General features: G+C 71.1%; 28 protein-coding genes. 16 read left to right on the top strand and 12 right to left on the bottom strand.

All coding sequences use genetic code 11. From position 1 onward, the window contains the following. Positions 1–3: 3 nt before the first annotated feature. The 5 genes from ACT80S_RS07655 to ACT80S_RS07635 form a co-directional block, all read right to left on the bottom strand. Positions 4–972, bottom strand: a complete 969-nt coding sequence (locus tag ACT80S_RS07655) for a PA2778 family cysteine peptidase (protein WP_377414651.1) — start codon at positions 970–972, stop codon at positions 4–6. A gap of 7 nt (positions 973–979) precedes the next feature. After that, on the bottom strand, positions 980–1,342 hold the full coding sequence (locus ACT80S_RS07650) for a PA2779 family protein (RefSeq protein WP_377414648.1): 363 nt from the start codon (positions 1,340–1,342) through the stop codon (positions 980–982). 118 nt (positions 1,343–1,460) lie between these two features. Continuing rightward, positions 1,461–2,036 (bottom strand): hypothetical protein, encoded by a 576-nt coding sequence (locus ACT80S_RS07645; RefSeq protein ID WP_377414646.1) that lies wholly within the window; start codon positions 2,034–2,036, stop codon positions 1,461–1,463. A gap of 184 nt (positions 2,037–2,220) precedes the next feature. After that, positions 2,221–3,030, bottom strand: coding sequence for a cyclase family protein (locus tag ACT80S_RS07640; protein ID WP_377414644.1), 810 nt, complete (start codon positions 3,028–3,030; stop codon positions 2,221–2,223). A 51-nt stretch (positions 3,031–3,081) separates the two neighbouring features. Further along, positions 3,082–3,969: a LysR family transcriptional regulator gene (locus ACT80S_RS07635; protein WP_377414642.1), complete on the bottom strand. Its 888-nt coding sequence runs from the start codon at positions 3,967–3,969 to the stop codon at positions 3,082–3,084. A gap of 44 nt (positions 3,970–4,013) precedes the next feature. Here ACT80S_RS07635 and ACT80S_RS07630 point away from each other — a divergent pair, with 44 nt between their 5' ends. The 14 genes from ACT80S_RS07630 to ntrC all read left to right on the top strand — a co-directional run bounded on the left by ACT80S_RS07630 (position 4,014) and on the right by ntrC (position 17,327). Next, a complete protein-coding gene (locus ACT80S_RS07630; protein WP_377414640.1) occupies positions 4,014–4,937 on the top strand; it encodes an amidohydrolase family protein in 924 nt (307 codons plus the stop codon). Next, positions 4,934–5,752, top strand: coding sequence for an SDR family NAD(P)-dependent oxidoreductase (locus ACT80S_RS07625; protein ID WP_377414638.1), 819 nt, complete (start codon positions 4,934–4,936; stop codon positions 5,750–5,752). Before ACT80S_RS07630 ends, ACT80S_RS07625 begins: the two co-directional genes overlap by 4 nt. A gap of 33 nt (positions 5,753–5,785) precedes the next feature. Continuing rightward, on the top strand, positions 5,786–6,781 hold the full coding sequence (locus ACT80S_RS07620; RefSeq protein ID WP_377414636.1) for a Bug family tripartite tricarboxylate transporter substrate binding protein: 996 nt from the start codon (positions 5,786–5,788) through the stop codon (positions 6,779–6,781). Positions 6,782–6,791: 10 nt separating this feature from the next. Further along, a complete protein-coding gene (locus ACT80S_RS07615) occupies positions 6,792–7,310 on the top strand; it encodes a carboxymuconolactone decarboxylase family protein (protein WP_377414634.1) in 519 nt (172 codons plus the stop codon). 8 nt (positions 7,311–7,318) lie between these two features. Then, complete coding sequence (locus ACT80S_RS07610; protein WP_377414632.1) at positions 7,319–7,915, top strand: hypothetical protein; 597 nt, start codon at positions 7,319–7,321, stop codon at positions 7,913–7,915. Positions 7,916–7,952: 37 nt separating this feature from the next. Further along, complete coding sequence (locus ACT80S_RS07605) at positions 7,953–8,675, top strand: pseudouridine synthase (protein ID WP_377414630.1); 723 nt, start codon at positions 7,953–7,955, stop codon at positions 8,673–8,675. 124 nt (positions 8,676–8,799) lie between these two features. Further along, complete coding sequence (locus ACT80S_RS07600) at positions 8,800–9,825, top strand: YncE family protein (RefSeq protein ID WP_377414628.1); 1,026 nt, start codon at positions 8,800–8,802, stop codon at positions 9,823–9,825. Next, a complete protein-coding gene (locus ACT80S_RS07595; protein ID WP_377414626.1) occupies positions 9,791–10,630 on the top strand; it encodes a polysaccharide deacetylase family protein in 840 nt (279 codons plus the stop codon). Before ACT80S_RS07600 ends, ACT80S_RS07595 begins: the two co-directional genes overlap by 35 nt. A gap of 12 nt (positions 10,631–10,642) precedes the next feature. Next, entirely contained in the window at positions 10,643–11,599 is a 957-nt protein-coding gene (locus ACT80S_RS07590) for a sterol desaturase family protein (protein ID WP_377414624.1), read from the top strand. 10 nt (positions 11,600–11,609) lie between these two features. Beyond that, positions 11,610–12,443, top strand: a complete 834-nt coding sequence (locus ACT80S_RS07585; protein ID WP_377414622.1) for a competence/damage-inducible protein A — start codon at positions 11,610–11,612, stop codon at positions 12,441–12,443. A 200-nt stretch (positions 12,444–12,643) separates the two neighbouring features. Further along, entirely contained in the window at positions 12,644–14,062 is a 1,419-nt protein-coding gene (gene glnA, locus ACT80S_RS07580) for a type I glutamate--ammonia ligase (protein ID WP_377414620.1), read from the top strand. 124 nt (positions 14,063–14,186) lie between these two features. Next, positions 14,187–14,705: a hypothetical protein gene (locus ACT80S_RS07575; RefSeq protein WP_377414618.1), complete on the top strand. Its 519-nt coding sequence runs from the start codon at positions 14,187–14,189 to the stop codon at positions 14,703–14,705. A 5-nt stretch (positions 14,706–14,710) separates the two neighbouring features. Further along, the gene (gene glnL, locus ACT80S_RS07570) at positions 14,711–15,799 is read left to right on the top strand and encodes a nitrogen regulation protein NR(II) (RefSeq protein WP_377414616.1); all 1,089 of its coding nucleotides are present in this window, start codon (positions 14,711–14,713) and stop codon (positions 15,797–15,799) included. Positions 15,800–15,833: 34 nt separating this feature from the next. Next, positions 15,834–17,327: a nitrogen regulation protein NR(I) gene (ntrC, locus tag ACT80S_RS07565; protein ID WP_377414614.1), complete on the top strand. Its 1,494-nt coding sequence runs from the start codon at positions 15,834–15,836 to the stop codon at positions 17,325–17,327. Between the two features lie 69 nt (positions 17,328–17,396). On the opposite strand, the gene xth is transcribed toward ntrC, so the two are convergent. Next, a complete protein-coding gene (xth, locus tag ACT80S_RS07560) occupies positions 17,397–18,176 on the bottom strand; it encodes an exodeoxyribonuclease III (RefSeq protein WP_377414612.1) in 780 nt (259 codons plus the stop codon). Positions 18,177–18,248: 72 nt separating this feature from the next. Here xth and ACT80S_RS07555 point away from each other — a divergent pair, with 72 nt between their 5' ends. Further along, the gene (locus tag ACT80S_RS07555; RefSeq protein WP_377414610.1) at positions 18,249–18,581 is read left to right on the top strand and encodes an ArsR/SmtB family transcription factor; all 333 of its coding nucleotides are present in this window, start codon (positions 18,249–18,251) and stop codon (positions 18,579–18,581) included. A gap of 51 nt (positions 18,582–18,632) precedes the next feature. Here the strand turns inward: ACT80S_RS07555 and ACT80S_RS07550 are convergent, their stop codons facing one another. The 5 genes from ACT80S_RS07550 to ACT80S_RS07530 are packed head-to-tail and all read right to left on the bottom strand — an operon-like array spanning position 18,633 to position 22,418. Beyond that, positions 18,633–19,220 carry a DUF4337 domain-containing protein gene (locus tag ACT80S_RS07550; RefSeq protein WP_377414608.1) on the bottom strand — a complete coding sequence of 196 codons (588 nt, stop codon included), beginning with the start codon at positions 19,218–19,220 and terminating at the stop codon, positions 18,633–18,635. A 5-nt stretch (positions 19,221–19,225) separates the two neighbouring features. Beyond that, on the bottom strand, positions 19,226–19,720 hold the full coding sequence (locus ACT80S_RS07545) for a dihydrofolate reductase (protein ID WP_377414606.1): 495 nt from the start codon (positions 19,718–19,720) through the stop codon (positions 19,226–19,228). A 51-nt stretch (positions 19,721–19,771) separates the two neighbouring features. After that, on the bottom strand, positions 19,772–20,590 hold the full coding sequence (locus ACT80S_RS07540; protein ID WP_377414604.1) for a thymidylate synthase: 819 nt from the start codon (positions 20,588–20,590) through the stop codon (positions 19,772–19,774). 11 nt (positions 20,591–20,601) lie between these two features. Next, positions 20,602–22,014 (bottom strand): FAD-binding oxidoreductase, encoded by a 1,413-nt coding sequence (locus ACT80S_RS07535; RefSeq protein WP_377414602.1) that lies wholly within the window; start codon positions 22,012–22,014, stop codon positions 20,602–20,604. After that, positions 22,011–22,418 (bottom strand): DUF2069 domain-containing protein, encoded by a 408-nt coding sequence (locus tag ACT80S_RS07530; protein WP_377414599.1) that lies wholly within the window; start codon positions 22,416–22,418, stop codon positions 22,011–22,013. The genes ACT80S_RS07535 and ACT80S_RS07530 overlap by 4 nt, the downstream gene beginning before the upstream one ends. A gap of 23 nt (positions 22,419–22,441) precedes the next feature. Between ACT80S_RS07530 and ACT80S_RS07525 the strand changes: the two genes are divergently transcribed. Then, the gene (locus tag ACT80S_RS07525) at positions 22,442–23,647 is read left to right on the top strand and encodes a YihY family inner membrane protein (RefSeq protein WP_377414597.1); all 1,206 of its coding nucleotides are present in this window, start codon (positions 22,442–22,444) and stop codon (positions 23,645–23,647) included. Positions 23,648–23,654: 7 nt separating this feature from the next. Here the strand turns inward: ACT80S_RS07525 and ACT80S_RS07520 are convergent, their stop codons facing one another. Continuing rightward, positions 23,655–24,461, bottom strand: a complete 807-nt coding sequence (locus ACT80S_RS07520) for an alpha/beta fold hydrolase (protein WP_377414595.1) — start codon at positions 24,459–24,461, stop codon at positions 23,655–23,657. Positions 24,462–24,471 lie beyond the last annotated feature (10 nt).

The raw sequence follows: 24,471 nt of genomic DNA, 5'->3' as shown, positions 1-24,471 counted from the left end.
CGCTCACCGGGACGAGGGTGCGCCGGCGGCCTCGATCCGACCGAGGGTGGCGGCGTAGCGGTCCGCGCGCGGACCGCCCAGGGCCACCGCGCGCCGGGCCGCCTGCAGGGCCGGGTCGCGCTCGCCCTGCTCGAACAGCACCTGCGCCAGGTTGTTCCAGGCATCCCCGGCCTCGGGGTGCTCCCGGGTGGCGCGGGCATAGTGCTCGCGGGCCTGCCCGAGCTGCCGCTGCCGGTAGGCCGCATTGCCCAGCGCCAGCCGTGCGAGCAGGTTGCGGGGCCATGCCGCCAGCGCCGTCTCGTAGGCGCGCGGTCCCAGGGCCGGCGCCACGCGCTCGAAGTTCGCGGCGGCCGAAACCCATTCCGCCTCCCGCGCGCTGGCGGGCAGGCGATCGGGCGGCAGGGCCACGAAGGCCCAGCGGTCCGCCAGCGCCCAGCTGCGGTCGAATTCATTGAGCGGCATCACCAGCCGCCGCACCGTGCCGGAACGCAGGGTGACGGTGCCCTCGGCCAGGTCGACGCCCACCACCACCGCGTAGTGCCATTGCGGCAGCAGGCGCCAGCGCAGGTTCTGCAGCACCACGACGGGATGGCCTGCCGCCAGCTCGCGCACCAGGTCGGCCGGCTCGCCGCGCAGCACGTAGGGCACGGCGCCGGAGCGGCGCGCGCCCGCCAGCATCTCCACCTGCAGGCTGCCTTGCCGCTGCGGCAGGTAGACCTGCTCCACCAGTTCCTCCGGCGTGCGGGCGATGCCCGCGGCCTGGAGCACGGTGGCGAGCGCGGCGGGGCCGCACTGGTAATCCTCCTGGGGGAAGAAGGGCACGTCGGTGAGTTCGACGCGGGCCGGCCGGCCGGCCGGCAGCGGGCCCAGGCCGGCGCGGTAGTCGGGTACGGGAAGCGAGGCGCACCCCGCGAGGGCGAGCAGGGCGCCGGCAGCCGCGAGCAGCCGGCGGCGCCCGGTGATCACGGTCACCGGCGGGTCACAGGGCGATGGCGACCAGGATGGCGATCAGCAGGATCAGGATCAGGTCCTGGTTGCTCAGGTTGCCGCCGGCGGGCATGGCGTCGATGCGCTGGGCCAGCGCATGGACCTCGGCCTCGCTCAGGGCGTTCACCCGGTCCTGGGCGGCCAGGCCGCCGAGGCCCATGGCCTCGAAGCGCTCCTTGACGGTGGCGCGCTCGACGAAGGCGCGCACCTTGGCGCGGTCCTGCTCGGCCTGGTTCTGGCTGGCGAGGGTCTCGGTGTCGACGATCTCGGCGCGGGCCAGCGGGGCCTGCGCCACCAGGGCCGCCGACAGGATGACGGCGAGCAGGCGCGAGAGGTGGAGGCGTGTGTTCTTCATGGTGTGGGACTCCTTGGGTCAACAGCAATCGTAGGCAGGCCGCGGGCCTGCCCGCCGGCTGCCGCTGGTAACAGTTGTCTGAATTTGCACCATCGTCAAATTGACGCGGATGCCCGCCTCACCTGGCCGCGAAGCAATACAGCAGGCCGCCGCCGCCCACGCGGGCCAGGGCCTCCATGCTGCAGCCCGGCGTTCCGTGCGAGGCGTTCCAGGAGACGTTGCGCACCGGGTCCGGGTTGGTGCCGGTGCGGTCCACATGGCCCACGATGGCCGAGCCGTCGGTGCTGCTGGTCCAGCCGCGGCAGGTGGTGTCGGCGGCCTGCGTGGACAGCGTGCCGTCGGCGTTGGAGCCGGTGAGGATGTCGTGCTGGTTGGGCGTGTCCGGGCGCATCCGGATGCGGATGCCCTTCTCGTCCAGCGCGGTCTCCCGGCCGATGTTGTTGTTGCCATGGAGCTCCGCGACGTTGTGGGCCACGACCACGCCCTTGGCGTTCACCCATGGCCCGTTGCCGATGCGGTCCCGGGCATGCACCGCCGGGGCGCTGCCGGTGGCGGGGGCGCTGAGGTAGGCCCGCCAGGTCTTGCCGCCGGCGCCCGCCGCTTCGGCCAGGCGCTGGCAGTGCTGGTCGGCCCCGGCCAGGCCGCCGAAGTCGCCGCCCCTGCCGGGGTTGACGCTGGTGATGAAGAAACTCATGGAATTGCCGTAGAGGCTCGCGCACCCCGCGAGCACGAGGGCTCCGCCCGCGGCGGCTACCCAGGGACCGACTCGACGCATGCTGGCTCCTTGAGAAGGTGAGGGAGCCTGCAGAGTAGTCGAAATGATCTCTGTCGTCCGGGCAAGTTGGAGCTTATTGGTGCATTCCCTGAGGCCCCGGGGCTCAGGCGCCTGCCCGCATCAGCGCGTCGTCGAAGATCGCGACGGCGCGCGTCCAGCCCGCCGAGGCGCCGCGGATCTTGTGCGGGAAGCAGCTGATGTAGAAGCCGGTGGGCGGCAGCGCCTCGAGGTTGTGCAGCTTCTCCAGGTGGCAGTAGCCGATGTCGCGGCCGGCCTTGTGGCCCTCCCAGATCAGGCCGGCGTCGCCGGTCTGCGCGTACTTCCTCGCGGTGTGGACGAAGGGCGCGTCCCAGCTCCAGGCGTCGGTGCCGGTCAGGCGCACGCCGCGCTCCAGCAGGTACAGCGTGGCCTCGTAGCCCATGCCGCAGCCGCTGGCCACGTAGTCGGGCTGGCCGTAGCGGCCGCCCGCGCGGGTGTTGACCACCACGATCTCCAGCGGCTGCAGCACGTGGCCGATGCGGGCGAGTTCGGCCTCCACGTCGGCGGCGGTGACCACGTAGCCGTCCGCGAAATGCCGGAAGTCCAGCTTCACCCCGGGCTGGAAGCACCACTCCAGCGGCACCTCGTCGATGGCGATCGCGCGCTCGCGCCCGCCGGCCTTGTCGTTCATGGTGGAGTGGTAGTGCCAGGGCGCGTCCAGGTGGGTGCCGTTGTGCGTGCACAGGCGCACCCACTCCACCGCCCAGCCCTCGCCATCGGGCAGCTCCTCGCGCTGCAGGCCGGGGAAGAAGTTCGCGATCTGCGTGGCGGTCTCGCCATGGCGGTGGTACTCGATCCGCGGCTCGAAGCCGGGCGGGTCGGAGGCAACGTCGTTCTCCAGGTAGATCGACAGGTCGACGAACTTGCGCGGCATCAGGCTTCCTCGGTCGGTGGATCGAGGGGTTGTAGCCGCGGCGAGCCCCGGTCAGGCGTCGCCGAAGTGACGCGGCACCAGTTCCCGCAGCAGCTGCCCGGCGTAGCGGGTCAGGCGGGTCGCGGGCCGGGCGCTGGGCACGGCCAGCACCAGCTTGTTCTTCACCGCCGGCGCGTGGATGCGGGCCCAGTGGATCGGCTCCGGGTAGCGCCAGGCCCGTACCGCGCTCAGGGGCAGCACGGTGTCGGCCACTCCGCGCGCCACCAGCGACAGCACGGTCTGCACCGAGTCGACCTCCGCCACCAGGTCCAGCGGCCCGTGCTTGCCCGTGTGCTCCTCGAGCAGCTGGCGCAGGGCGTGCGGGCTGGCCGGCATCACCAGCCGGCGCGCCGCGGCATCGGCCAGGCGGATGCGCGGGGGCAGGGGCTGCGCGCTGGCCAGCACCAGCGGCTCGCGCACCAGGGTCTCGAAGCTGACCTGGGGGGAGGGCGCCGGGTCGAAGACGATGGCCACGTCGACCCGGCCGGCCACCAGCCACTCGCGCAGTCGGATGCTCAGGCCCTCGGCGATGGTGATGCCGGCGTCCGGGAACTTCGCGTGGAAACGCTCGACGAGGTCGGCCGTCATCACGTGCGCCACGCGCGGCGGCAGGCCGATGGTGATGCGGCCGCGCGGGTTGCGCAGGCGCTCCTGCATGTCGGCGTCGGCGCGCTCGGCGAGCTCGAAGATGGCCCGCGCGTGGGCGAGCAGGGCGGTGCCGGCCTCGGTGGCGGCCACGCCGCGGCCGGTGCGCTCCAGCAGGCGCTGGCCCACTTCCTCCTCGAGCAGCTGGACCTGCCGGCTCAGGGAGGGCTGCGCCATGTGCAGGGCCGCCGCCGCGCGGCTGAAGCTGCCGGCCTCGGCCACCGACACGAAGTACTTCAGGCGCGTGAGGTTCATGGGCGGGATTATGCGTTGGGGCTATAGCTGCTATCGAACATGGCATGGAGGCGATCGGGCCCGGCGCCACCACAATCGGCGGCGTGCCTGACCTCCACACCCCCACCCTCACTTACGACCCGTCGCCCCGCGCGCCGGCCCTGGCCCTGCCGGCGGGGGCCTGCGATGCCCATGTCCACGTGTTCGGCCCGGCCGCTCGCTTCCCCTACGCCGCCGGCCGCAACTTCACGCCGGTCGATGCGCCCAAGGAGGCCCTGTTCGCGCTGCACCGCACGCTCGGCATCGGGCGCTGCGTGATCGTGCAGTCGGCGGTGCATGGCTTCGACAATCGGGTGGTCGAAGACGCCATCGCTGCCGGCGGCGGCCGCTACCTCGGCGTGGCCCTGGCGCCCGTGGACGTGGCCGACGCCGAGCTGGCGCGCCTGGCCGCGGCCGGCATCCGCGGCGTGCGCTTCAACTTCATGAAGCACCTGCCCGGCACGCCGGTCGACGCCATCGTCGACTTCACCCGCCGCCTCGCGCCCCTGGGCATGCACCTGCAGGTCCACTTCGACAGCAGCCTGGTCCACGGCCTGGGGCCGGCCCTGGCGCGCAGCGCGGTGCCGGTGGTGATCGACCACATGGGCCGCGTCGACGCCCGCCTCGGCGCCGACCATGCGGATTTCGCCGCCCTGTTCGCGCTGATGAAGAACCCGCTGTTCCGGGTGAAGGTCAGCGGCATCGACCGGATCGACGCCACGCCGGAGCCGGCCCCCACCTACGCCCACGGCATCGCCCTGGCGCGCCGGCTGGTCGAGGCCTATCCGCAGCGCTGCCTCTGGGGCACCGACTGGCCGCACCCGAACCACACCCATGTGCCGGCGGACGCCGTGCTCGTGGAGGCGCTCGCCGCCATCGCCCCCACCGCGGACCTGCGCGAGCAGCTGCTGGTGGCCAATCCCCGCGACTTCTACCGTTTCGACGCATGACGACTTCCACGAACAGCGCCGGCCGCCTGGCCGGCAAGGTGGCCCTCATCACCGGGGCCGGCTCCGTCGGCCCCGGCTGGGGCAACGGCCGTGCCATGGCCGTGCGCTTCGCCGAGGAGGGCGCCAGCGTTTTCGGCGTCGACCGCGAGCTCGATCGAATGGCCGAGACCGCGCAGCGCATCGCCGACGCCGGCGGCACCTTCGCGGGCGGCACCTGCGATGTCACGAGCAGCGAGTCGGTGGCCGCGATGGTGGCTGCCTGCATCGAGCGCTTCGGCCGCATCGACATCCTCGTGAACAACGTGGGCGGCTCGGCCAAGGGCGGCCCGGTGGAAATGAGCGAGGCCGTGTGGGACGCCCAGGTGGACCACAACCTCAAGAGCGTCTTCCTCACCTGCAAGCACGTGCTGCCGCACATGCTGGCGCAGGGCGGCGGCGCGATCGTGAACCTGTCCTCCACCTCCGGCATGCGCTGGACCGGCGCGGCCCAGATCGCCTATGCCGCGACCAAGGCCGGCGTGATCCAGTTCTCCAAGGTGCTGGCGGTGCAGTACGCCAAGCAGGGCATCCGCGTGAATACGGTGGTGCCCGGGCAGCTGCACACGCCGATGGTGGAGGCCCGCCTTGCCGGCCAGCGCGCCGGCGGCGACGTCGAGGCCCTGCTGAAGCAGCGCCAGTCCCGCATCCCGCTGCCCTTCATGGGTGACGGCCGCGACACCGCGAACGCCGCGCTGTTCCTGGCCAGCGACGAGGCGCGCTTCATCACCGGCACCGAGATCGTGGTCGACGGCGGCATGTCCGCGCGCTGCGACTGACCCCTTCACCGACAAGTACCCGAGGAGACTCCCATGAACGCACCCGCTTCCCTGACCCGCCGCGTGCTGGCCGCGGCCCTGGGCCTGGCCCTGTCATCCGGCCTGGCGCTGCCCCTGGCTGCACACGCCCAGGCGCCCGCCAAGGTCACCCGCCTGATCGTCGCCTTCCCGCCCGGCGGCCCGGTGGACTTCGTCGCTCGCACCCTGGCCGAAGGCCTGGGCAAGGAACTGGGCCACCAGGTGATCGTGGAGAACAAGCCGGGCGCCAACGGCGCCATCGCCGCCGAGTTCGTCTCGCACGCCGCGCCCGACGCCTCCACCCTGTGGCTCACGAGCGTGGGCGCGGTGGCCATCAACCCCGCGCTCTACGAGAAGCTGCCCTATGACCCGGCGCGCGACCTCACGCCGGTGTCCCTGGTGGTGAAGAACGTCGAGATCCTGGTGGTGCCGGCCAACGCGCCGTACAACACCGGCGCCGAGCTGGTGGCTGCAGCCAGGCAGCCGGGCGCGAAACTGAGCATGGCCTCCTCGGGCACCGGCAGCGTGCCGCACCTGGCGATGGAGCTGCTGAACGACGCCGCCAAGATCAACCTGCTGCACGTGCCGTACAAGGGCGCGGCCCCGGCGATCACCGACGTCATCGCCGGCCACGTCAACGGCTTCTTCGGCGACATCCCGGGCCTGATCGGCCACATCAAGGGCGGCAAGCTCAAGGCCGTCGGCATCGCCGCGCCCAAGCGCCACCCGGCTTTCCCGGACGTCAAGACCTTCGACGAGATGGGCATCCCTGGCGTGGACTCGGACAACTGGTACGCGGTGTTCACCTCCAAGGGCACGCCGGCGGCCGAGGCCGACCGGGTGAGCCAGGCCCTGCGCCGCACCCTGGCCCAGGAGGCGGTGCGTTCCAAGCTGGTGGCCTCGGGCGCCGAGCCGGCCGCCTCCACGCCGGCCGAACTGGCGACGCTGCTCAAGGCCGACTCGGCCAAGTGGGCGCGCGTGGTGAAGGCCAAGAACATCAAGCCCGATTGAGGAGACCGCCGTGCGCCTCGACCCGATCGCCCCCGGCACCCGCCCCGAGCTCGCCGAGCAGGAGGCCCGCATCCTTGCCGAGCGCGGACGCATCTCGCCGCTCTACCAGGTGCTGTTGAACAGCCCGCCGATCGCGCATGGCTGGGAGCAGATGCTCTCGGCGATCCGCAACCGCAACTCCATCCCCGCCGACCTGCGCGAGCTCGTGATCCTGCGGGTGGCGGTGCTCAATCGCGCGCCCTACGAGTTCGACGCCCACGCGCCGATCGCGCTGGCCGCCGGCCTGCCGCAGGCGGTGGTCGATGCGATCCGCAGCGAGTCGCTGCCCGCCGACGCGCCGCTGGACGACCTGCAGCGACTGGTGGTGCGCCTGACCGACGCGATGACCCGCGACATCGACGTGCCCGACGAGCTGTACGCGCAGGTCCGCGCCCGCTTCAATGCCCAGGGCCAGCTGGACCTGGTGGCCACGGTGGCGGCCTACAACATGGTCTCGCGCCTGCTCGGCGCGCTGCACATCGGGCATTGAGGGCGCGCATGGCCAAGACCGATTTCATCCTGGTGCGGTGCCGCCTCGGCGACGCCGCTCCCCTGGCCGCCGCGGCCCGCGCCTTCTGCGACACCGGCCCCTGGCCGATGGCGCTGCACCGCGCGGCCTGGGCCGAGGCCTCGCAGCAGGCCTATGTCTATGCCCGCCTGCCGGCCGCCACCGAGGTGGACGACGCGCAGCGCGCGGCGCTCGCCCTGCGCTGGCAGCAGGCCTGCCCCGGTGCGCAGGCGGTGGACGTGGCGCGCCTGGCGCTGCTGTTCGACGCCCCGGGCTACTCCCTCGCCGAGGCGCCGGTGCACCACTACGTGGTGGAGACCGACGCGGAGGAGGGCTGGGCCGGCGAGATCGACCGCTGGTACGACACCGAGCACATGCCCGGGCTGGCCGCGGTCCCCGGCTGCATCCACGCGCGCCGCCTGCGGAACCTGGACAGCGGCCCGCAGTCGCTGGCCTGCTACGACCTGGTCACCGAGGACACGCTCGGCTCGCCGCCCTGGCTGGCGGTGCGCGGCACGGCCTGGAGCGACATCGCCCGCCCGCACTTCCGCAACACCCGGCGCACGATGATGCGGGCCGTCGCCTGAGAGGCCAGGCGCGGCGGGGCTTTACGATACGGCCCCCATGCAGCTCCAGGACCTCCTCTTCTCCCAAGGCTTCGGCACCCGGCGCGTGTGCGCCGGCCTCGTGCAGCAAGGCTACGTCACCGTCGAGGGCCAGCCCTGCACCGACGCCCTCGCCGAGTTCGAGCCCGAGGGCCTGCGCTTCACCGTGCAGGGCGTGCCCTGGGTCTACCAGGCCCGGGCCTACGTGCTGCTGCACAAGCCCGCCGGCACCGAGTGCTCGCAGAAGCCCTCGGCCTGGCCCAGCATCTACACCCTGCTGCCCGCGCCGCTGCGCCAGCGCCCGAACAAGGGCGCGGTGCAGGGCGTACAGGCGATCGGCCGCCTGGACCAGGACACCACCGGCCTGCTGCTGCTCACGGACGACGGCGCCTTCATCCACAAAATGAGCTCCCCGAAGCACCATGTGCCCAAGGTCTACGAGGTGGGAACGAAGCATCCGGTCGACGAGCGCCAGGTCCAGCGCCTGCTTGCCGGCGTGGTGCTGGACGACGACCCGAAACCGGTGAAGGCCGCCGCCTGCGAGGCCACCGGCGAGTGCGCCCTGCGCCTCACGCTCACCGAGGGCAAGTACCACCAGGTCAAGCGCATGCTCGCCGCCGTCGGCAACCGGGTGGAGACGCTGCACCGCTCGCGCATCGGCGGGCTGGCGCTGCCCGCCGACCTGGCCCCGGGCCAGTGGCGCTGGCTGTCGGCCGACGACCTGGCCCTGCTTCGGGCCTGAGGGCTCCCCCGGCACCGGGCCGGCTCGATGCGCCGGCGCGTGCCGGCGCACCGTGTGTGACGCTTTGCGCGCCGGGAACTGCGGCGGCGGGCTAAACTGCCGGGAGTACTAGGAAAGCTGCTCCGTGACCCGATTCCTGCGCAAAGCCGCCGCCGGCCTGGCCCTCGCGGCACTCGCCGCCGCTGCCGCGGCCCAGACCGCCCCCGCCACCGCTCCCGCCGCCGCCGCCGCCGCCGTCCCGGCCAAGAGCCCCATCTTCGTGCTGAACTCGCTCGATGCCAGCGTCAGCGTGATCGACCCGTCCACCTGGACGGAGACGCGCCGCCTGCCCACCGGCAAGGAGCCGCACCACCTGTACCTCACGCCGGACGAGAAGTCGGTGATCGTGGCCAACGCCCTGGCCGACTCCCTGACCTTCATCGACCCGAAGACCGCCGAGGTCCAGCGCACGGTGCGCGGCATCCTCGACCCCTACCACCTGCGCTTCTCGCCGGACATGAAGTGGTTCATCACCGCGGCCAACCGCCTGAACCACGTCGACATCTACCGCTGGGACGGCAAGGATCTGCAGCTGGCCAAGCGCATCCCCACCGGCAAGACGCCCAGCCACCTGTGGGTCGACAGCAAGAGCACCACGGTCTATTCGACCATGCAGGACAGCGACGAACTCGTCGCCATCGACCTGGCCACCCAGACCCTGAAGTGGCGCGCCAAGACCGGTTCGCTGCCCGCCGACCTGTTCGGCCTGCCGGACGACAAGACCCTGCTGGTCGGCATGACCGGCTCGGACCATGTCGAGGTCTGGGACGTGGGCGGCAAGGAGCCCAAGGTGGTCAAGCGCATCCCCACGGGCAAGGGCGCCCATGCCTTCCGCGCCGCCGGCGACAAGCGCCATGTGTTCGTGAGCAACCGCGTGGCCGACACCATCAGCAAGATCGACCTGCAGACGCTCGCCGTGGTGGACACCTTCGCCGCGCCCGGCGGCCCGGACTGCATGGAGGTCCTGGCCGGCGGCCGGCTGCTGCTGGTCTCCTCGCGCTGGGTGCGGAAGATGTCCGTCATCGACACCGAAACGAAGAAGATCGTCCGGCAGGTGCCGGTCGGCAAGTCTCCGCATGGCGTCTGGACGCTGGACCACGCGAGCCGCTGACCGCGCCCGCGCCGCGGGCGTCGCCGGCGCGGTGCTGGTGGCGGGGCTGCTGCTGCCGGCCGGCCCCGTGCGGGCCGTCGAGCCCTGCGCCCGACCGCTGTACCTGACCTTCGACACCGGGCACATGGCCGTGGCGCCCCTGGTGGCCGAGGTCCTGGCCCGCCACCAGGTGCGGGTGACCTTCTTTGCCGCCAACGAGCCCACCCAGGCCGGCGACGGCAGCCTCGGCGCCCACTGGGCCGGCTGGTGGAAGGCCCGCGCGGCCGAGGGGCACGAGTTCGCCTCCCACACCTTCGACCATGTCTACTGGCGCGCCGACCTGCCCGGCCAGCCGCCCTCGTTCCGCGTGCGCGCCTCGGCCGGCCCGCGCCCCGGCGTCACCGAGACCTGGACCGCCGCGCAGTACTGCGGCGAGATCTCCCGCGCGGCGCAGCGCCTGCAGGAGGTCACCGGCCGCAAGCCGCTGCCCCTGTTCCGCGCCCCCGGCGGCAAGACCTCGCCCGCGCTGCTGGCGGCCGCCCGCCAGTGCGGCTACGCGCACGTGGCCTGGGCGCCCGCCGGCTTCCTCGGTGACGAGCTGCCCAGCGAGACCCACCCGAACGCGGTGCTGCTGGAGCGCGCCCTGCAGGGCGTGCGCCCCGGCGATATCCTCGTGGCGCACCTGGGCATCTGGTCGCGGCGCGACCCCTGGGCGCCGGCGGTGCTTGAGCCGCTGGTGGCCGGCCTGAAACAGCGCGGCTTCTGCTTCCGCACCCTGCGCGAGCACCCGGCCTACCGGGACTGGATCGCCGCCCATGGCGGTTGAACGTTTGGCGACATGAACTGGATCGAGCAACTCTTTTCCAACGCGCAGCAATGGGTCTTCGAGCGGGCCATCGAGCCGGTGATGTTCGCCGCCGGCCTGGGCAACCTGCTGGAGGACGGCTATGACGCCGCCGGCTGGCTGATCGCGGGCCTGGCGCAGCTGGTGGTGATGGTGGGCCTGATCGGCCCGCTGCAACGCTGGCGCCCGGTGGAGGCGGTGACCGACCGCCGCGCCATCCGCATCGACATCCTCTACACCCTGGTCCACCGCCTGGGCCTGTTCCGCGTGGCGCTGTTCCTGACCGTGCAGCCGCTGTTCGACGACGCCTTCGGCCTGCTGCGCGTGGCCGGCCTGCCCACCCTGCACCTGGACCAGCTGTGGCCCGGCGTCACCGACGTCGGCTGGGTGAGCCTGCTGATCTACCTGGTGGTCTTCGACTTCGCCGACTACTGGATCCACCGCGGCCAGCACCAGTGGAACTGGTGGTGGAGCCTGCACGCGCTGCACCACTCGCAGCGGCAGATGACGATGTGGAGCGACAACCGCAACCACCTGCTCGACGACCTCCTGCGCGACAGCCTGCTGGTGGTGCTGGCGCAGGCGGTCGGCGTGGCGCCGGGGCAGTTCGTGGCCATCGTCGCCATCACGCAATTGAGCGAGAGCCTGCAGCACGCCAACCTGCGCCTGTGGTTCGGGCGCTGGGGCGAGCGCCTGTGGGTCAGCCCGCGTTTCCACCGCCGCCACCATGCCATCGGCGTGGGGCACGAGATGCCGGCCACGCGCGCGCTGGGCGGCTGCAATTTCGGCGTGCTGCTGCCCTGGTGGGACCAGCTTTTCGGCACCGCGAACTTCGAACTGCGCTACGACCCCACCGGCATCCGCGACCAGGTGGAGTCGGGGCGTGAATACGGCCAGGGCTTCTGGTCGCAGCAATGGCTGGGGCTCAAGCGCCTGGCCGGCAAGGCATGACGGACACACCATGACCCAGGCAACCCCGAGCAACGAATTCGGCCTCGTCATCGTCGGTGACGAGATCCTCTCCGGCAAGCGCGCCGACAAGCACCTGCCCAAGGTGATCGAGCTGCTGTCCGCCCGCGGGCTGCAGCTGGCCTGGGCGGAATACGTGGGCGATTCGCCCGAGCGCATCACCGCCACGCTGCGCCGCGCCTTCGAGGGCGGCCTGCCGGTGTTCTCCTGCGGCGGCATCGGCGCCACGCCGGACGACCACACCCGCCAGTGCGCCGCCAAGGCCCTGGGCGTGGAGCTCGAGCTGCACCCCGAGGCCGCGGCCCTGATCCGCGAGCGCATGCAGGACGTGGCCCGCGAGCAGGGCCTGCCCTACGAGCCGGACCGCCCGGACAACGCCCACCGGCTGAACATGGGCGTGTTCCCCCGGGGCGCCCGCATCATCCCCAATCCGTACAACAAGATCGCCGGCTTCAGCGTCGCCGACGTCCACTTCGTCCCGGGCTTCCCGGTCATGGCCTGGCCCATGATCGAGTGGGTGCTGGACACCCGCTACGCCGACCGCTTCCGCCGCCAGGCCTACGTGGAGAAGTCGGTGATCGTGTTCGGCGCGATGGAGGCCACGCTCACGCCCCTGATGGAGCGCATCGAGGCCGACCACCCGCAGGTCAAGGTGTTCAGCCTGCCCAGCGTCGACCACCCGCAGTGGGGCCGCCACATCGACCTGGGCGTCAAGGGCGATCCGCAGGCGGTCGACCCCGCCTACGGCCAGTTGCTCCAGGGCCTGCGCGCCCAGGATGCCCGTCTCGGCCCCGAATTGGTGCGCGGCAACGGCGCACCCGAATAGTGCGTCCCCAGTGATGCACCGATGAGGTGCGTTCGCGGGAAGCCACGGGCGCCCGCGGGCCTCGCTGCGGGCATTTTTCCGCCGAAACTAGGCGACAATCGAGTGTTTTTGCGGCGGCGGCCATGCACCAGCTTTGGCACAGAACCTGCAACTCCAACCCCCGTCATTGATCAACAACCATCGAAACCAGGAGAACCTTGATGGCAGCCAAGACCGTCGCTGACGTGATGAAGCTGGTGAAGGACAACGAAGTCAAGTTCGTTGATTTCCGCTTCACCGATACCCGCGGCAAGCAGCAGCACACCACCGTCCCCGTCTCGCACTTCGACGAAGACAAATTCGCGTCCGGCCACGCCTTCGACGGCTCCTCCATCGCTGGCTGGAAGGGCATCGAAGCCTCCGACATGCTGCTGGTGCCGGACCCCAAGTCCGCCGTCATCGACCCGTTTTTCGAAGAGACCACCCTGGTCCTGACCTGCGACGTCGTCGACCCCAGCGACGGCAAGTCCTACGACCGTGACCCGCGCTCCATCGCCAAGCGCGCCGAGGCCTACCTGAAGGCCTCCGGCCTGGGCGACACCGCCTACTTCGGTCCGGAGCCCGAGTTCTTCCTGTTCGACGGCGTGCGCTGGAGCACCGAGCCGAACAACACCTTCTACGAAATCGAAGAATACGAAGCGCCCTGGAACACCGGCGCCAAGGTCGAAGGCGGCAACAAGGGCCACCGTCCCTCCGTCAAGGGCGGCTACTTCCCGGTGCCCCCGGTCGACAGCACGCAGGACATGCGCGCCGAGATGGCCCTGATCCTGGAATCCCTGGGCATCCCGGTCGAAGTGTTCCACCACGAAGTGGCAGGCGCCGGCCAGAACGAGATCGGCACCAAGTTCAGCACGCTCGTCGAGCGCGCCGACTGGACCATGCTGCAGAAGTACGTGATCCACAACGTGGCCCACGCCTACGGCAAGACCGCCACCTTCATGCCCAAGCCCTACCACGGTGACAACGGCTCCGGCATGCACGTGCACCAGTCCGTGTGGAAGGACGGCAAGAACCTGTTCGCTGGCGACGGCTATGCCGGCCTGAGCGATTTCGCCCTGTACTACATCGGCGGCATCATCAAGCACGCCCGTGCGCTCAACGCCATCACCAACCCCGGCACCAACAGCTACAAGCGCCTGGTCCCGCACTTTGAAGCCCCGGTGAAGCTGGCCTACTCGGCCAAGAACCGCTCGGCCTCGATCCGCATCCCGTTCGTGGCCAACCCGAAGGGCCGTCGCGTGGAAGCCCGCTTCCCCGATCCCCTGATGAACCCGTACCTGGGCTTCGCCGCGCTGCTGATGGCCGGCCTCGACGGCGTCGAGAACAAGATCCACCCGGGCGAGGCTGCCACCAAGGACCTGTACCACCTGCCGCCGGAAGAAGACGCGCTGGTGCCCACCGTCTGCCACAGCCTGGACCAGGCCCTGGAAGCCCTCGACAAGGACCGCGCCTTCCTGACCAAGGGCGGCGTGTTCACCGACTCGATGATCGACGCCTACATCGACCTGAAGATGCAGGAAGTCACCCGCTATCGCATGTCGGTTCACCCGGTCGAATACGACATGTACTACAGCCTGTGATCCCGCAAACGATCACGGTCCCTGCATGAAAAGGGGCGGCGCGAGCCGCCCCTTTTTTCATTTCAGGTCAGTTGCGCCATACTCGTGCTGACTAAAGCATCGATCCGCGGAGGAACACGCCCCCATGAAGTACGCCGTCCCCCTCCTGCTGGCCGCCGCCCTGGGGGCGGCCAGCGCGCAGGCCCAGAGCCGCATCTTCCGGTGCGGCAATACCTACACCAACGACCTGGCTGAAGCCCAGGCCAAGGGCTGCAAGCCGATCGAGGGTGGCAACGTCACGGTGGTCCAGGGCACGCGGGTGCAGGCCCCGGCCTCGCGCCCGGCCTCCGGGGCGCCGGCCGCGGGCACGTCCGCGCAGCGCGTCGAGCAGGCGGACCAGCGCGCCCGCGACGCCGATGCCCGCCTCATCCTCGAGACCGAACTGAAGAAGGCCGAGGCCCGCCAGGCCGAACTGCGCAAGGAATACAACAACGGCGAGCCCGAGCGCCGCGGCGACGAGCGCAACTACCAGAAGTACCTCGATCGCGTGGCGGAACTCAAGGCCGCCCTGGAGCGCAACGAGGCCGACATCGCCGGCATCCGCCGCGAGCTCGCGCGCCACGGCAACGGCGGCGCGAACGGCGCGCCGGCTGGGTCAAAATAGGCGGCTTGACCCAAGCCACTTCACGCCCGGCCGCCGCGTCCCCGGCCGGCCTCCACGCCTTCGACCTGCTGGCCACCCTGGTCGCGGTCGTCACCCTCGACGGGACCGTCGTCTTCGCCAATGCGGCGCTCGAGGATGCCCTGGGCATCTCGCGGCGCGCGATCGAGGGCTCCTCCTTCCCCGATGCCTTCACCGAGCCGGAGTTGCTGCGAAGCGCCCTCAAGGGCGCGGACAGCAACCAGTTCGCGGTGCTGCGTTATGACGCCATGCTGGTGCGCGCCGGCGCCGAGCCCATGCCGGTGCATGTGGTGGTGATGGCGCAGACCGAGCGCGCCGGCGAGGTGGTGGTGGAGATGCTGCCCGTGGAGCAGCAGGCCCGGCAGGAGCGCGAGGAGCGCCTGATCGACCAGGCCCAGGCGAACAAGGAGCTGATTCGCAACCTCGCGCACGAGATCAAGAACCCCCTGGGTGGCATCCGCGGCGCGGCGCAGTTGCTCGAGATGGAGATCGAGTCGCGCGACCTCAAGGAGTACACGCGGGTCATCATCCACGAGGCCGACCGGCTGCAGACGCTGGTGGACCGGCTGCTCGCGCCGCACCGCCGCCCGCACGTGGTGGGCGACGTCAACATCCACGAGGTGTGCGAGCGCGTGCGCTCCCTGATCCTGGCCGAGTTCCCCAAGGGCCTGAAGGTGGTGCGCGAGTACGACACCTCGCTGCCCGAGTTCCGCGGCGACCGCGAGCAGTTGATCCAGGCCGTGCTGAACATCGCGCACAACGCCTGCCAGGCGCTGGCCGAGCGCATCGCGGCGGGCGACGCGATGCTCACCTTCCGCACCCGCATCGCGCGCCAGGTCACTTTCGGCAAGCAGCGCTATCGACTGGCACTGGAATTGCATGTCATCGACAACGGACCGGGAGTGCCCCCGTCCATCAAGGACCGCATCTTCTACCCGCTCGTGTCGGGCCGGGAGGGCGGTTCGGGACTGGGGCTCACGCTGGCGCAGACATTCGTGCAGCAACACCATGGCTTGATCGAATGCGACAGCGTCCCGGGCCGGACCGATTTCAAGCTATTGATTCCGCTGCCTTGAAGCAGCGACCGAACACCCGAGGTAGGACGCCCCCATGAAGCCGATCTGGATCGTTGACGATGACCAAAGCATCCGCTTCGTGCTGGAGAAGGCCTTGCTGCGCGAGGAGCTGCCCACGCGCAGCTTCACCAGCCCGCGCGAGGTGCTGCAGGCCCTGGAGGCGGCCAACGACGAGGACGGCCCGCAGGTCCTGGTGAGCGACATCCGCATGCCCGGCGGCTCGGGCCTGGACCTGCTCACGAAGGTCAAGGAGCTGCACCCCGGCCTGCCGGTGATCATCATGACGGCGTTCTCCGACCTGGACAGCGCGGTCTCCGCCTTCCAGGGCGGCGCCTTCGAGTACCTGCCCAAGCCCTTCGACCTGCCCAAGGCGGTGGAGTTGATCCGCCGCGCCGTCGAGGAGAGCCTGCGCGAGGAGGTGGCCGAGGAGCGCATGGCCGCCACGCCCGAGATGCTGGGCCAGGCCCCGGCCATGCAGGACGTGTTCCGCGCCATCGGCCGGCTCTCGCAGAGCAATGTCACGGTGATGATCACCGGCGAGTCCGGCTCCGGCAAGGAGCTGGTGGCGCGCGCGCTGCACAAGCACTCGCCGCGCGCCGGCGGGCCCTTCGTGGCGATCAACACCGCCGCCATCCCCAAGGACCTGCTCGAGTCCGAGCTGTTCGGCCATGAGCGCGGCGCCTTCACCGGTGCGCAGACCATGCGCCGCGGCCGCTTCGAGCAGGCCGAGGGCGGCACGCTGTTCCTCGACGAGATCGGCGACATGCCCTTCGACCTGCAGACGCGCCTGCTGCGCGTGCTGTCGGACGGCCACTTCTACCGCGTCGGCGGGCACAGCGCGGTGAAGGCCAACGTCCGCGTGATCGCCGCCACCCACCAGGACCTGGAGCAGCGCGTCAAGGACGGCGCGTTCCGCGAGGACCTGTTCCACCGCCTCAACGTGATCCGCCTGCGCCTGCCGGCGCTGCGCGAGCGCAAGGAGGACGTGCCGATGCTGGTGCGCCATTTCCTGCAGCAGTCCGCCAAGCAGCTCGGGGTGGAGCCCAAGCGGATTGCCGACGCCGCGCTGGCGCGCCTGATGGCCTTCAACTTCCCCGGCAACGTGCGCCAGCTGGAGAACATCTGCCACTGGCTCACGGTCATGGCGCCGGCGCAGGTGATCGAGCCCAAGGACCTGCCGCCGGAGGTGACGCTGGCCACGCCCGAGGTGCCGGTGGCCGCGGCGCCCGAGGCCGACACGCCGGCTGCCCCGCAGGCGGCGCCCGTGGCGGCGGCCGTACCCGCGGCGCCGGTGCTGGTGGGCGCGCCGGGCGGGGCGGGCTGGGAGGCCGGCCTCGAGGCCGAGGCCCTCGCGCTGCTGCAGGCCGGCCGCACCGACGTGTGGGACGAACTGACCCGGCGCTTCGAGTCGCGCCTGATCCTCACCGCCCTGAACAACACGCGGGGCCGGCGCATCGAGGCGGCGCAGAAGCTCGGCATCGGCCGCAACACCATCACTCGCAAGATCCAGGAGCTGGGCCTGGAGTGACGCCGCCCCGCGCCGCCGGGAGCAAAGGCAGGAAGGCCGGGTGATCCCCGGCCTTTCTTCATGGGCGCTTCAGAGTTCGACCGTCACCGGCGCGTGGTCGCTGGGTTGCTTCCACTTGCGCGGCGTGCGGTCGACCGCGCAGGCTGCCACGCGCGGGCGCAGCGCCTCGCTGACCAGGACATGGTCGATGCGCAGGCCGCGGTTCTTCTGGAAGCCGAGCATGCGGTAGTCCCACCAGCTGAAGGTCTTGTCCGGATGCTCGAAGAGGCGGAAGGCGTCCACCAGGCCGAGCGCCAGCAGCTGGCGGAAATGCTCGCGTTCCTCGGTGGTGTGGTGGATGGTCTCGCGCAGGCCCACCGGGTCGTAGGAGTCCCGGTCCTCGGGGGCGATGTTGAAGTCCCCGAGCAGCACCAGGTTCGGGTGCTGCGCGAGTTCGGCCGCCACGTAGCGCTGCAGGCCCTCGAGCCAGCGCATCTTGTAGGCGAACTTCTCGCTGCCCGGCTCCTGGCCGTTGACGAAATAGCCATTGACCACGCGCAGCGCGCCGGCCTCGGGGTGGTCCAGGGTGGCGGCGATCACCCGGGAGTGCTCGTCGTCGAAGCCGGTGATGTTGCGCACTTCATCGCGCAGCGGGTGGCGGCTGATGATCGCGACGCCGTTGTAGGTCTTCTGCCCGAACACCGCGCAGTGCGCGTAGCCGGCTTCCTGCAGCGCCATCAGCGGGAACTTGTCGTCCGTCATCTTCAGCTCCTGCAGGCACAGGACGTCCACCGGGTTGGCGGCGAGCCAGTCCAGCACGTGCTGCAGGCGGGCGGTGAGGGAGTTGACGTTCCAGGTGGTGATCTTCATGGCGTGCGGCGCGTGTGGGAGCGGCGGCGATCATAACGGCGGGGGCCGCGGCGAGGCCGTAGACTCTCTGCTATGCGCGCGCCCAAGCCCCATCCCGTCGCGGACGAAGAAGCCGTCTTCGAGCTCGCGGCCCGGACGTTCCGCGTGATGTCGGCGCCGCTGCGCCTGCGGATCATCCGCCACCTGTGCGAGGGCGAGAAGAACGTGACCGAGCTGCTCGAGCTGGTGCAGACCACGCAGCCCAACATGTCGCAGCACCTGAACACCCTGTACCGCGCCGGGCTGGTGGCGCGCCGGCGCGAGGGCGTGCAGATCTACTACCGCGTGGCCAACGAGCCGGTCATCGCCCTGTGCCGCACGCTGTGCGCCGCGATCGCGGCGGAGGCGGGGCTGCACCATCCCTGAGGCCGCGGCCCGGGGGGCGGCCGCGACGGGGGCTCAGGCCCCGGCCCTGCCTCAGAGGTGCAGCGCGGCGGCCACGCCGAGCAGCGCGCCGGCGGCGCCGGAGCCGAACATCAGCCACTCGATCGGCTTCTTGCGCGTGAGCAGCGCGATGGCCGCCAGCGCGATCGACACCTGCAGCACCGTGGTGGCCTGCGCCCAGCGATGGTGCTGGTGCATCTGCTCGTCGCTCTTCTTGTCCCAGTCCTTGGCCTGCGCCTCGATCTTTTCGGCGTCGGCCCTGATCTCGTTCTTTTCCTTCTCGTAACGGTCGATCTTGGCCTGGTAGGCGTCACGCCGGTCGGCGGGCGCCATGTCGCGCGAGATCTCGGCGAGGGACTGTTTCGTGCTCTTGGCCTGGAAGTAATTCCACTGGTTCGAGGCCTCGGTCTTCTTGATCGCGGCGTTGTTCTTGTACAGGCCGGCGTTGGCCTGGGTGGCCCCGCCCATGTACGAGAAGATGGCGCCGACCGTGGCGATGACCGCGGTGAAGATCGCGATCTGGTTGGTCATGCGGTCGCCGGCGCCATGGGCGCCGTGCTGGGCCGCGTGCTCGAGCTCGTGGTCGTGCGGGCCGTGCACGTGGAAGGATCCTCCGGACATTGGGTTCAGTCTCCGTTGTCGTTGTTGAAAGTCACGAATGCATAGGGAATGCCGCTGGCCGCGACATGCGCGGTGCGGCCCACCTCGCGCCAGGACAGGCCGAGGGTGGGGGCGAAGGCGTCGCCCTCGTAGTCGCGGTCGATCTCGGTGACCTCGGCGACCTGCGCCAGGTCCATGGCCTGGGCATAGATCTGCGCCCCGCCGATGACCCAGGCCTGCGCCGCGCCCTCGCACAGGGCGATCGCCTCCTCCAGCGAGCCGGCGCGCTCGGCGCCCTCGGCCTGCCAGCCGGCCTGGCGGGTCACGACGATGTTGCGCCGTCCGGGCAGCGGGCGAAAGCGCGGGGGCAGCGAGTCCCAGGTGCGCCGGCCCATGATCACCGGGCTGCCCTGGGTCACGGCCTTGAAGTGCGCCAGGTCCTCGGGCAGGTGCCAGGGCATGGTGCCCTCGTTGCCGATCACGCCGTTGCGGGCGCGCGCATAGATCATTCCGAGCTTCATCGGTGGGGTGCCTGTTCCCTCTGGGGGCCAGGTGGTGAGACGGTCAGGGTGTCAGACGGCCACGGGGGCCTTGATGGCGGGGTGGCACTGGTAGTCCACCACTTCGAAGTCCTCGTACTGGTACTCGAAGATGGAGGCCGGCCGGCGCCTGATGTTCAGCGTGGGGTAGGGGTAGGGCTGGCGCGAGAGCTGCAGCTCCACCTGCTCGTGGTGGTTGCTGTAGATGTGGCAGTCGCCGCCGGTCCAGATGAAGTCGCCCACGGCCAGGTCGCATTGCTGCGCGATCATGTGCGTGAGCAGGGCATAGCTGGCGATGTTGAACGGCACGCCCAGGAAGATGTCGGCGCTGCGCTGATAGAGCTGGCAGGAGAGCTTGCCGTCGGCCACGTAGAACTGGAAAAAGGCGTGGCAGGGGGCCAGCGCCATCTTGGGCAGGTCGGCCACGTTCCAGGCGCTGACGATGATGCGGCGCGAGTCCGGGTTCGCCTTGATCGTCTTGACTGCCTCGGCGATCTGGTCGATGTGGCCGCCGTCGGGCGTGGGCCAGCTGCGCCACTGCACGCCATAGACCGGGCCGAGGTCGCCATCTTCGCGGGCCCACTCGTCCCAGATGGTCACGCCGCGCTCACGCAGCCTGTTGTTGTCGCTCGAGCCCTCGAGGAACCACAGCAGCTCGTGGATGATGGACTTGAGGTGGACCTTCTTGGTCGTCACCAGCGGGAAGCCCTCGGCCAGGTCGAACCGCATCTGGTAGCCGAACACGCTGCGCGTGCCGGTGCCGGTGCGGTCGGTCTTGGGCGTGCCATGCGCGTATACATGGCGCATGAAGTCTTCGTACTGCGAGCGGACGGGGCGGGCGGGTTGCGTCATGGCGGTGTGGATTATCGGCGGACCACCCGGCCCGGGTTCAGCAGGTTCTGCGGGTCCAGCGCCTGCTTGATGGCGCGCATCAGGCCCAGGGCGACCGGCGACTTGTAGCCGGGCAGCGTGTCCACCTTGAGGGAGCCCACGCCGTGCTCGGCGGAGATCGAGCCGCCGAACTTGCGGACCTGGTCATAGACCAGCGTGTTGACCCGGTCCTCGTGCTCGCGCAGGAAGGCCTGCGGGTCGACGCCCTCAGGCGCCTGCACGTTGTAGTGGAGGTTGCCGTCGCCCAGGTGGCCGAAATCGACCAGGCGCACGCCCGGGATCTCGCGGGCCAGCAGGGCGTCGGTCTCGGCGCAGAAGGCGGGGATGCCGGAGATCGGCACCGAGATGTCGTGCTTGATGTTCAGGCCTTCCTCGGCCTGGGCCATCGTGATGCTCTCGCGCACATGCCACAGCTCGTGGGCCTGGGCCAGGCTCTCGGCCACCACCGCGTCGGTGGCGCAGCCGTCCTCCAGCGCCGCCTCGAGCAGCGACTCCAGCTGCTCGCGGGCGCGGGCCTCGGACTGCGCGTCGGACAGCTCCAGCAGCACGCCCCAGGCGCTGGCGCCCAGGAACGGCACGCGCAGCTGCGGGAAATGCTTGCCCACCAGCGAGAGGGCGAAGTCGCCCATCACCTCGAAGCCGGTCAGGCCGTCGGCCAGGCGGGCGCGGGCCAGCCCGAGCAGGCGCACGGCGGCATCCATCGAGGGCACGGCGGCCCAGGCGGTGAGGCTGGCGGCGGGCTGGGGGTAGATCTTCATCGTCGCCGCGGTGATCACGCCCAGGGTGCCCTCGGCGCCGACGAACAGGTCGCGCAGGTCGTAGCCGGTGTTGTCCTTGCGCAGGCCGGACAGGCCGTCCCAGACCTCGCCCTGCGCGGTCACCACCTCCAGCCCCAGGCACAGCTCGCGGGTGTTGCCGTAGCGGAGCACCTGGGTGCCGCCGGCGTTGGTGGAGAGGTTGCCGCCGATGGTGCAGCTGCCCTCGGCGCCCAGGCTCAGGGGAAAGAGGAAGCCCGCGTCCGCCACCGCCTGCTGCAGGGTCTGCAGCACGCAGCCGGCCTCCACGGTCACCGTCATGTTGGCCGGGTCGATCACGCGCACCGCGTTCAGGCGCTGCAGCGACAGCACCACCTGGGTGCCGGTGTCGTCGGGCACGCTGCCCACCACCAGGCCGGTGTTGCCGCCCTGGGGGACGATCGAGGCGCCGGCCGCGGCGCAGGCGCGCACCACGGCGGCCACCTCGGCGGCATTGCCGGGGCGCACCACGGCCAGCGCCTTGCCGCGCACGCGCTTGCGCCAGTCCTGCTCCCAGGCGCCGAGGTCGCCTTCATGCAGCACATGGGCCGGGCCGACGATGCCGGCCAGTTGCGAGATCAGGGGATTCATTCGACGACCTTCTTCTTCAGGCGCGTGCGCACCTGCAGGACGCAGGCGGCGAACAGGACCAGGCACAGGGCGATTTCCGCCATTGCCAGCCAGGAGGAGGGCGGGCGGTCGCTCCAGGCGCGCACCACGCCCTCGGTGAAATAGAGCCAGACCATCAGGCTGACCCAGCGGTAGGTGTACATGCGATGGCGCAGCAGGCCGGCCAGCGGCAGGCACAGGGGCAGCACCTTCAGCGCCAGCCAGCTGCCGCCCGGGCGCACCGGCGCCAGCCACAGCTCCCAGGCCAGGCCCAGGACGATCAGCCCCAGCAGGCTGCCCACCGCGAGCTGGCGTGACAGGGCCACGGCGGGCGGGGCGGGGCGGGCGGCTTCGGGGGCGGGCGGAGGCGGGACGGGAGCGTGCATGGGCGGTGGCATGATACCGGCCGATGAATGCCGCCCGGTCCCTGATCACGTCCCTCGCGCAATTCCCCTGGGGGCCGGCGCTGCGGACCCTGCGCGAACGGGTGCGCGAGGACCGGCTGGCCCTGTCGGCCGGCAGCCTGACCTTCACCACCACCATCGCCCTGGTGCCGTTCTTCACCGTGGTGCTGGCGCTGTTCACCGCCTTCCCCGTGTTCGGCAAGCTGCAGGGGGCGGTGCAGGCCTGGCTGGTCCAGAGCCTGGTGCCCGACGCGATCTCGCGGCAGGTGCTGGGTGCCCTGACCCAGTTCGCCACCAAGGCCAGCCGCCTGGGCACGGTGGGCATGGGCGTGCTGGTGGTGACGGCCCTGTCGCTGGTGCTCACCATCGACCGCACCCTCAACGGCATCTGGCGGGTGCGCCGGCCGCGCCCGCTGGCGCAGCGGGTGCTGGTGTACTGGGCGGTGATCACCCTGGGGCCGCTGCTGCTGGCGGCCTCGCTGAGCGTCACCTCCTACCTGGTCTCAGCCTCGCGCGGCCTGGTGGCGGCGGTGCCGGGCGGGCTGGTCGTCGTGATCGACGCGGTCGAATTCCTGATGCTGGCCGCCGGCCTTGCCGCCCTGTACCGCTTCGTGCCGAACACGCCGGTGCGCACCGCCCATGCCTGGGTCGGCGGGCTGTTCTCCGCGGCGGGCATTGAAGGGGCACGCGCGCTGCTGGCGCTGTACATCGGCGCCGTCCCCACCTATTCGGCGGTATACGGCGCCTTCGCCACGGTGCCGATCCTGCTGGTGTGGATCTACCTGCTGTGGCTGGTGATCCTGCTGGGGGCGGTGCTGGCCGCCTACCTGCCCGGCCTCCTGGCCGGTCCGCACCGGCGCGCCGGCGGGCCGGGCTGGCAGTTCCAGCTGGCGCTGGAGGCGGTGCGGGCGCTGGACGCGGCGCGCGCCGCGCCGCGCCGGGGCTTGTCCACCACCGAGCTCGCCCGCGAGATGCAGGTGACCGACCGCCAGCTCGAGCCGGTGCTGGAGCACCTGGTGGCGCTGGACTGGATCGGCCGGCTCAACGAGGTGGAGGAGGCCGAGGCCTCGCGCTACGTGCTGCTGGCCGACACCGCCAGCACCGCGCTGGCGCCCCTGATGCAGCGGCTGCTGCTGCCGGCCAACGAGGCCACCAGCGCGCTGTGGCGCAGCGGCCGCCTCGAGGGGCTGGTGCTGCGCGACGCGCTCTGAGGGCGCCTCACCCGCGCAGTAAATCCCGCAGCGCGAACAGCACGCCGTCGGGCGCCTCGGTCATGAGGCTGTGGCCGGCATCGAGTAGCACGGCCTTCGCATGCGGGGACCGGGCGCGCAGCGCCTGGGCCGCCCTGGGCGGCGTCATCGCGTCCTGCTTGCCCAGGACGAACAGCACCGGGCACTGCACCTTCTCCATCGCGGCCTCGCCGCCGGCGTAGGCGTCGCAGGCCTGGAAGCCGCGGTGGAAGACATTCACCCGCGGGTTGCTCGCCAGCACCCGGCGCATCAGCGCGCGCAGGCCGCCGTACAGCCAGGTGCCCGGGCCCAGCGCCGAGGGCGGCGGCGCCAGCTTGGAGTGCGAGTACACGTTGACCAGGGCGATCGCCTTGTGCGGCTCCTCCAGCGAGGCCTGCAGCAGCGCGGGGGTGACCCGCATCGGGAACGCGGTGGCGACCAGGGCCAGGTGGCTCACGCGCTGCGGCGCCCGGGCGGCGGCCTCCAGTGCGGCGAGCGAGCCGAAGCTGTGGCCCACCAGGGCGGCGCGCTGCACGCCGGCGGCGTCCATCAGGGCGAGGGCGAAGGCGGCCGCCTCCTCCACGCTGCGCGGGGGCTCGCCCTCGCTGCGGCAGTGACCCGGCAGGTCGGGCGCCAGCACGTTCCAGCCGTGGTGGGCGAACCAGCGGGTCTGCAGGATCCAGACGCTGTGGTCGTTGAGGACGCCGTGCAGGAAGACGATGGTCGGCAGCGCCGGGTCGAACGGGCGCCCGCCGGTGTAGCAGAAGGTGCGGTGGCCCTGGACGGTGAGTTCCATGCGCGGCGTC

The sequence above is a fragment of the Ramlibacter sp. MAHUQ-53 genome (assembly GCF_052600055.1).
This window is presented reverse-complemented; position numbering and strand designations above follow the sequence as displayed.

What these genes read in the sequence shown, in the direction of transcription:
- ACT80S_RS07620 (WP_377414636.1), top strand. Translation starts at nt 5,786, where the DNA reads ATGAACGCACCCGCTTCCCTGACCCGCCGCGTGCTGGCCGCGGCCCTG.
- ACT80S_RS07520 (WP_377414595.1), bottom strand. Translation starts at nt 24,461, where the DNA reads ATGGAACTCACCGTCCAGGGCCACCGCACCTTCTGCTACACCGGCGGG.
- ACT80S_RS07550 (WP_377414608.1), bottom strand. Translation starts at nt 19,220, where the DNA reads ATGTCCGGAGGATCCTTCCACGTGCACGGCCCGCACGACCACGAGCTC.
- ACT80S_RS07635 (WP_377414642.1), bottom strand. Translation starts at nt 3,969, where the DNA reads ATGAACCTCACGCGCCTGAAGTACTTCGTGTCGGTGGCCGAGGCCGGC.
- ACT80S_RS07625 (WP_377414638.1), top strand. Translation starts at nt 4,934, where the DNA reads ATGACGACTTCCACGAACAGCGCCGGCCGCCTGGCCGGCAAGGTGGCC.
- ntrC (WP_377414614.1), top strand. Translation starts at nt 15,834, where the DNA reads ATGAAGCCGATCTGGATCGTTGACGATGACCAAAGCATCCGCTTCGTG.
- ACT80S_RS07630 (WP_377414640.1), top strand. Translation starts at nt 4,014, where the DNA reads ATGGAGGCGATCGGGCCCGGCGCCACCACAATCGGCGGCGTGCCTGAC.
- ACT80S_RS07610 (WP_377414632.1), top strand. Translation starts at nt 7,319, where the DNA reads ATGGCCAAGACCGATTTCATCCTGGTGCGGTGCCGCCTCGGCGACGCC.
- xth (WP_377414612.1), bottom strand. Translation starts at nt 18,176, where the DNA reads ATGAAGATCACCACCTGGAACGTCAACTCCCTCACCGCCCGCCTGCAG.
- ACT80S_RS07595 (WP_377414626.1), top strand. Translation starts at nt 9,791, where the DNA reads ATGGCGTCTGGACGCTGGACCACGCGAGCCGCTGACCGCGCCCGCGCC.
- ACT80S_RS07530 (WP_377414599.1), bottom strand. Translation starts at nt 22,418, where the DNA reads ATGCACGCTCCCGTCCCGCCTCCGCCCGCCCCCGAAGCCGCCCGCCCC.
- ACT80S_RS07555 (WP_377414610.1), top strand. Translation starts at nt 18,249, where the DNA reads ATGCGCGCGCCCAAGCCCCATCCCGTCGCGGACGAAGAAGCCGTCTTC.
- ACT80S_RS07605 (WP_377414630.1), top strand. Translation starts at nt 7,953, where the DNA reads ATGCAGCTCCAGGACCTCCTCTTCTCCCAAGGCTTCGGCACCCGGCGC.
- ACT80S_RS07585 (WP_377414622.1), top strand. Translation starts at nt 11,610, where the DNA reads ATGACCCAGGCAACCCCGAGCAACGAATTCGGCCTCGTCATCGTCGGT.
- ACT80S_RS07590 (WP_377414624.1), top strand. Translation starts at nt 10,643, where the DNA reads ATGAACTGGATCGAGCAACTCTTTTCCAACGCGCAGCAATGGGTCTTC.
- ACT80S_RS07540 (WP_377414604.1), bottom strand. Translation starts at nt 20,590, where the DNA reads ATGACGCAACCCGCCCGCCCCGTCCGCTCGCAGTACGAAGACTTCATG.
- ACT80S_RS07545 (WP_377414606.1), bottom strand. Translation starts at nt 19,720, where the DNA reads ATGAAGCTCGGAATGATCTATGCGCGCGCCCGCAACGGCGTGATCGGC.
- ACT80S_RS07575 (WP_377414618.1), top strand. Translation starts at nt 14,187, where the DNA reads ATGAAGTACGCCGTCCCCCTCCTGCTGGCCGCCGCCCTGGGGGCGGCC.
- ACT80S_RS07650 (WP_377414648.1), bottom strand. Translation starts at nt 1,342, where the DNA reads ATGAAGAACACACGCCTCCACCTCTCGCGCCTGCTCGCCGTCATCCTG.
- glnA (WP_377414620.1), top strand. Translation starts at nt 12,644, where the DNA reads ATGGCAGCCAAGACCGTCGCTGACGTGATGAAGCTGGTGAAGGACAAC.
- ACT80S_RS07525 (WP_377414597.1), top strand. Translation starts at nt 22,442, where the DNA reads ATGAATGCCGCCCGGTCCCTGATCACGTCCCTCGCGCAATTCCCCTGG.
- ACT80S_RS07640 (WP_377414644.1), bottom strand. Translation starts at nt 3,030, where the DNA reads ATGCCGCGCAAGTTCGTCGACCTGTCGATCTACCTGGAGAACGACGTT.
- ACT80S_RS07535 (WP_377414602.1), bottom strand. Translation starts at nt 22,014, where the DNA reads ATGAATCCCCTGATCTCGCAACTGGCCGGCATCGTCGGCCCGGCCCAT.
- ACT80S_RS07645 (WP_377414646.1), bottom strand. Translation starts at nt 2,036, where the DNA reads ATGAGTTTCTTCATCACCAGCGTCAACCCCGGCAGGGGCGGCGACTTC.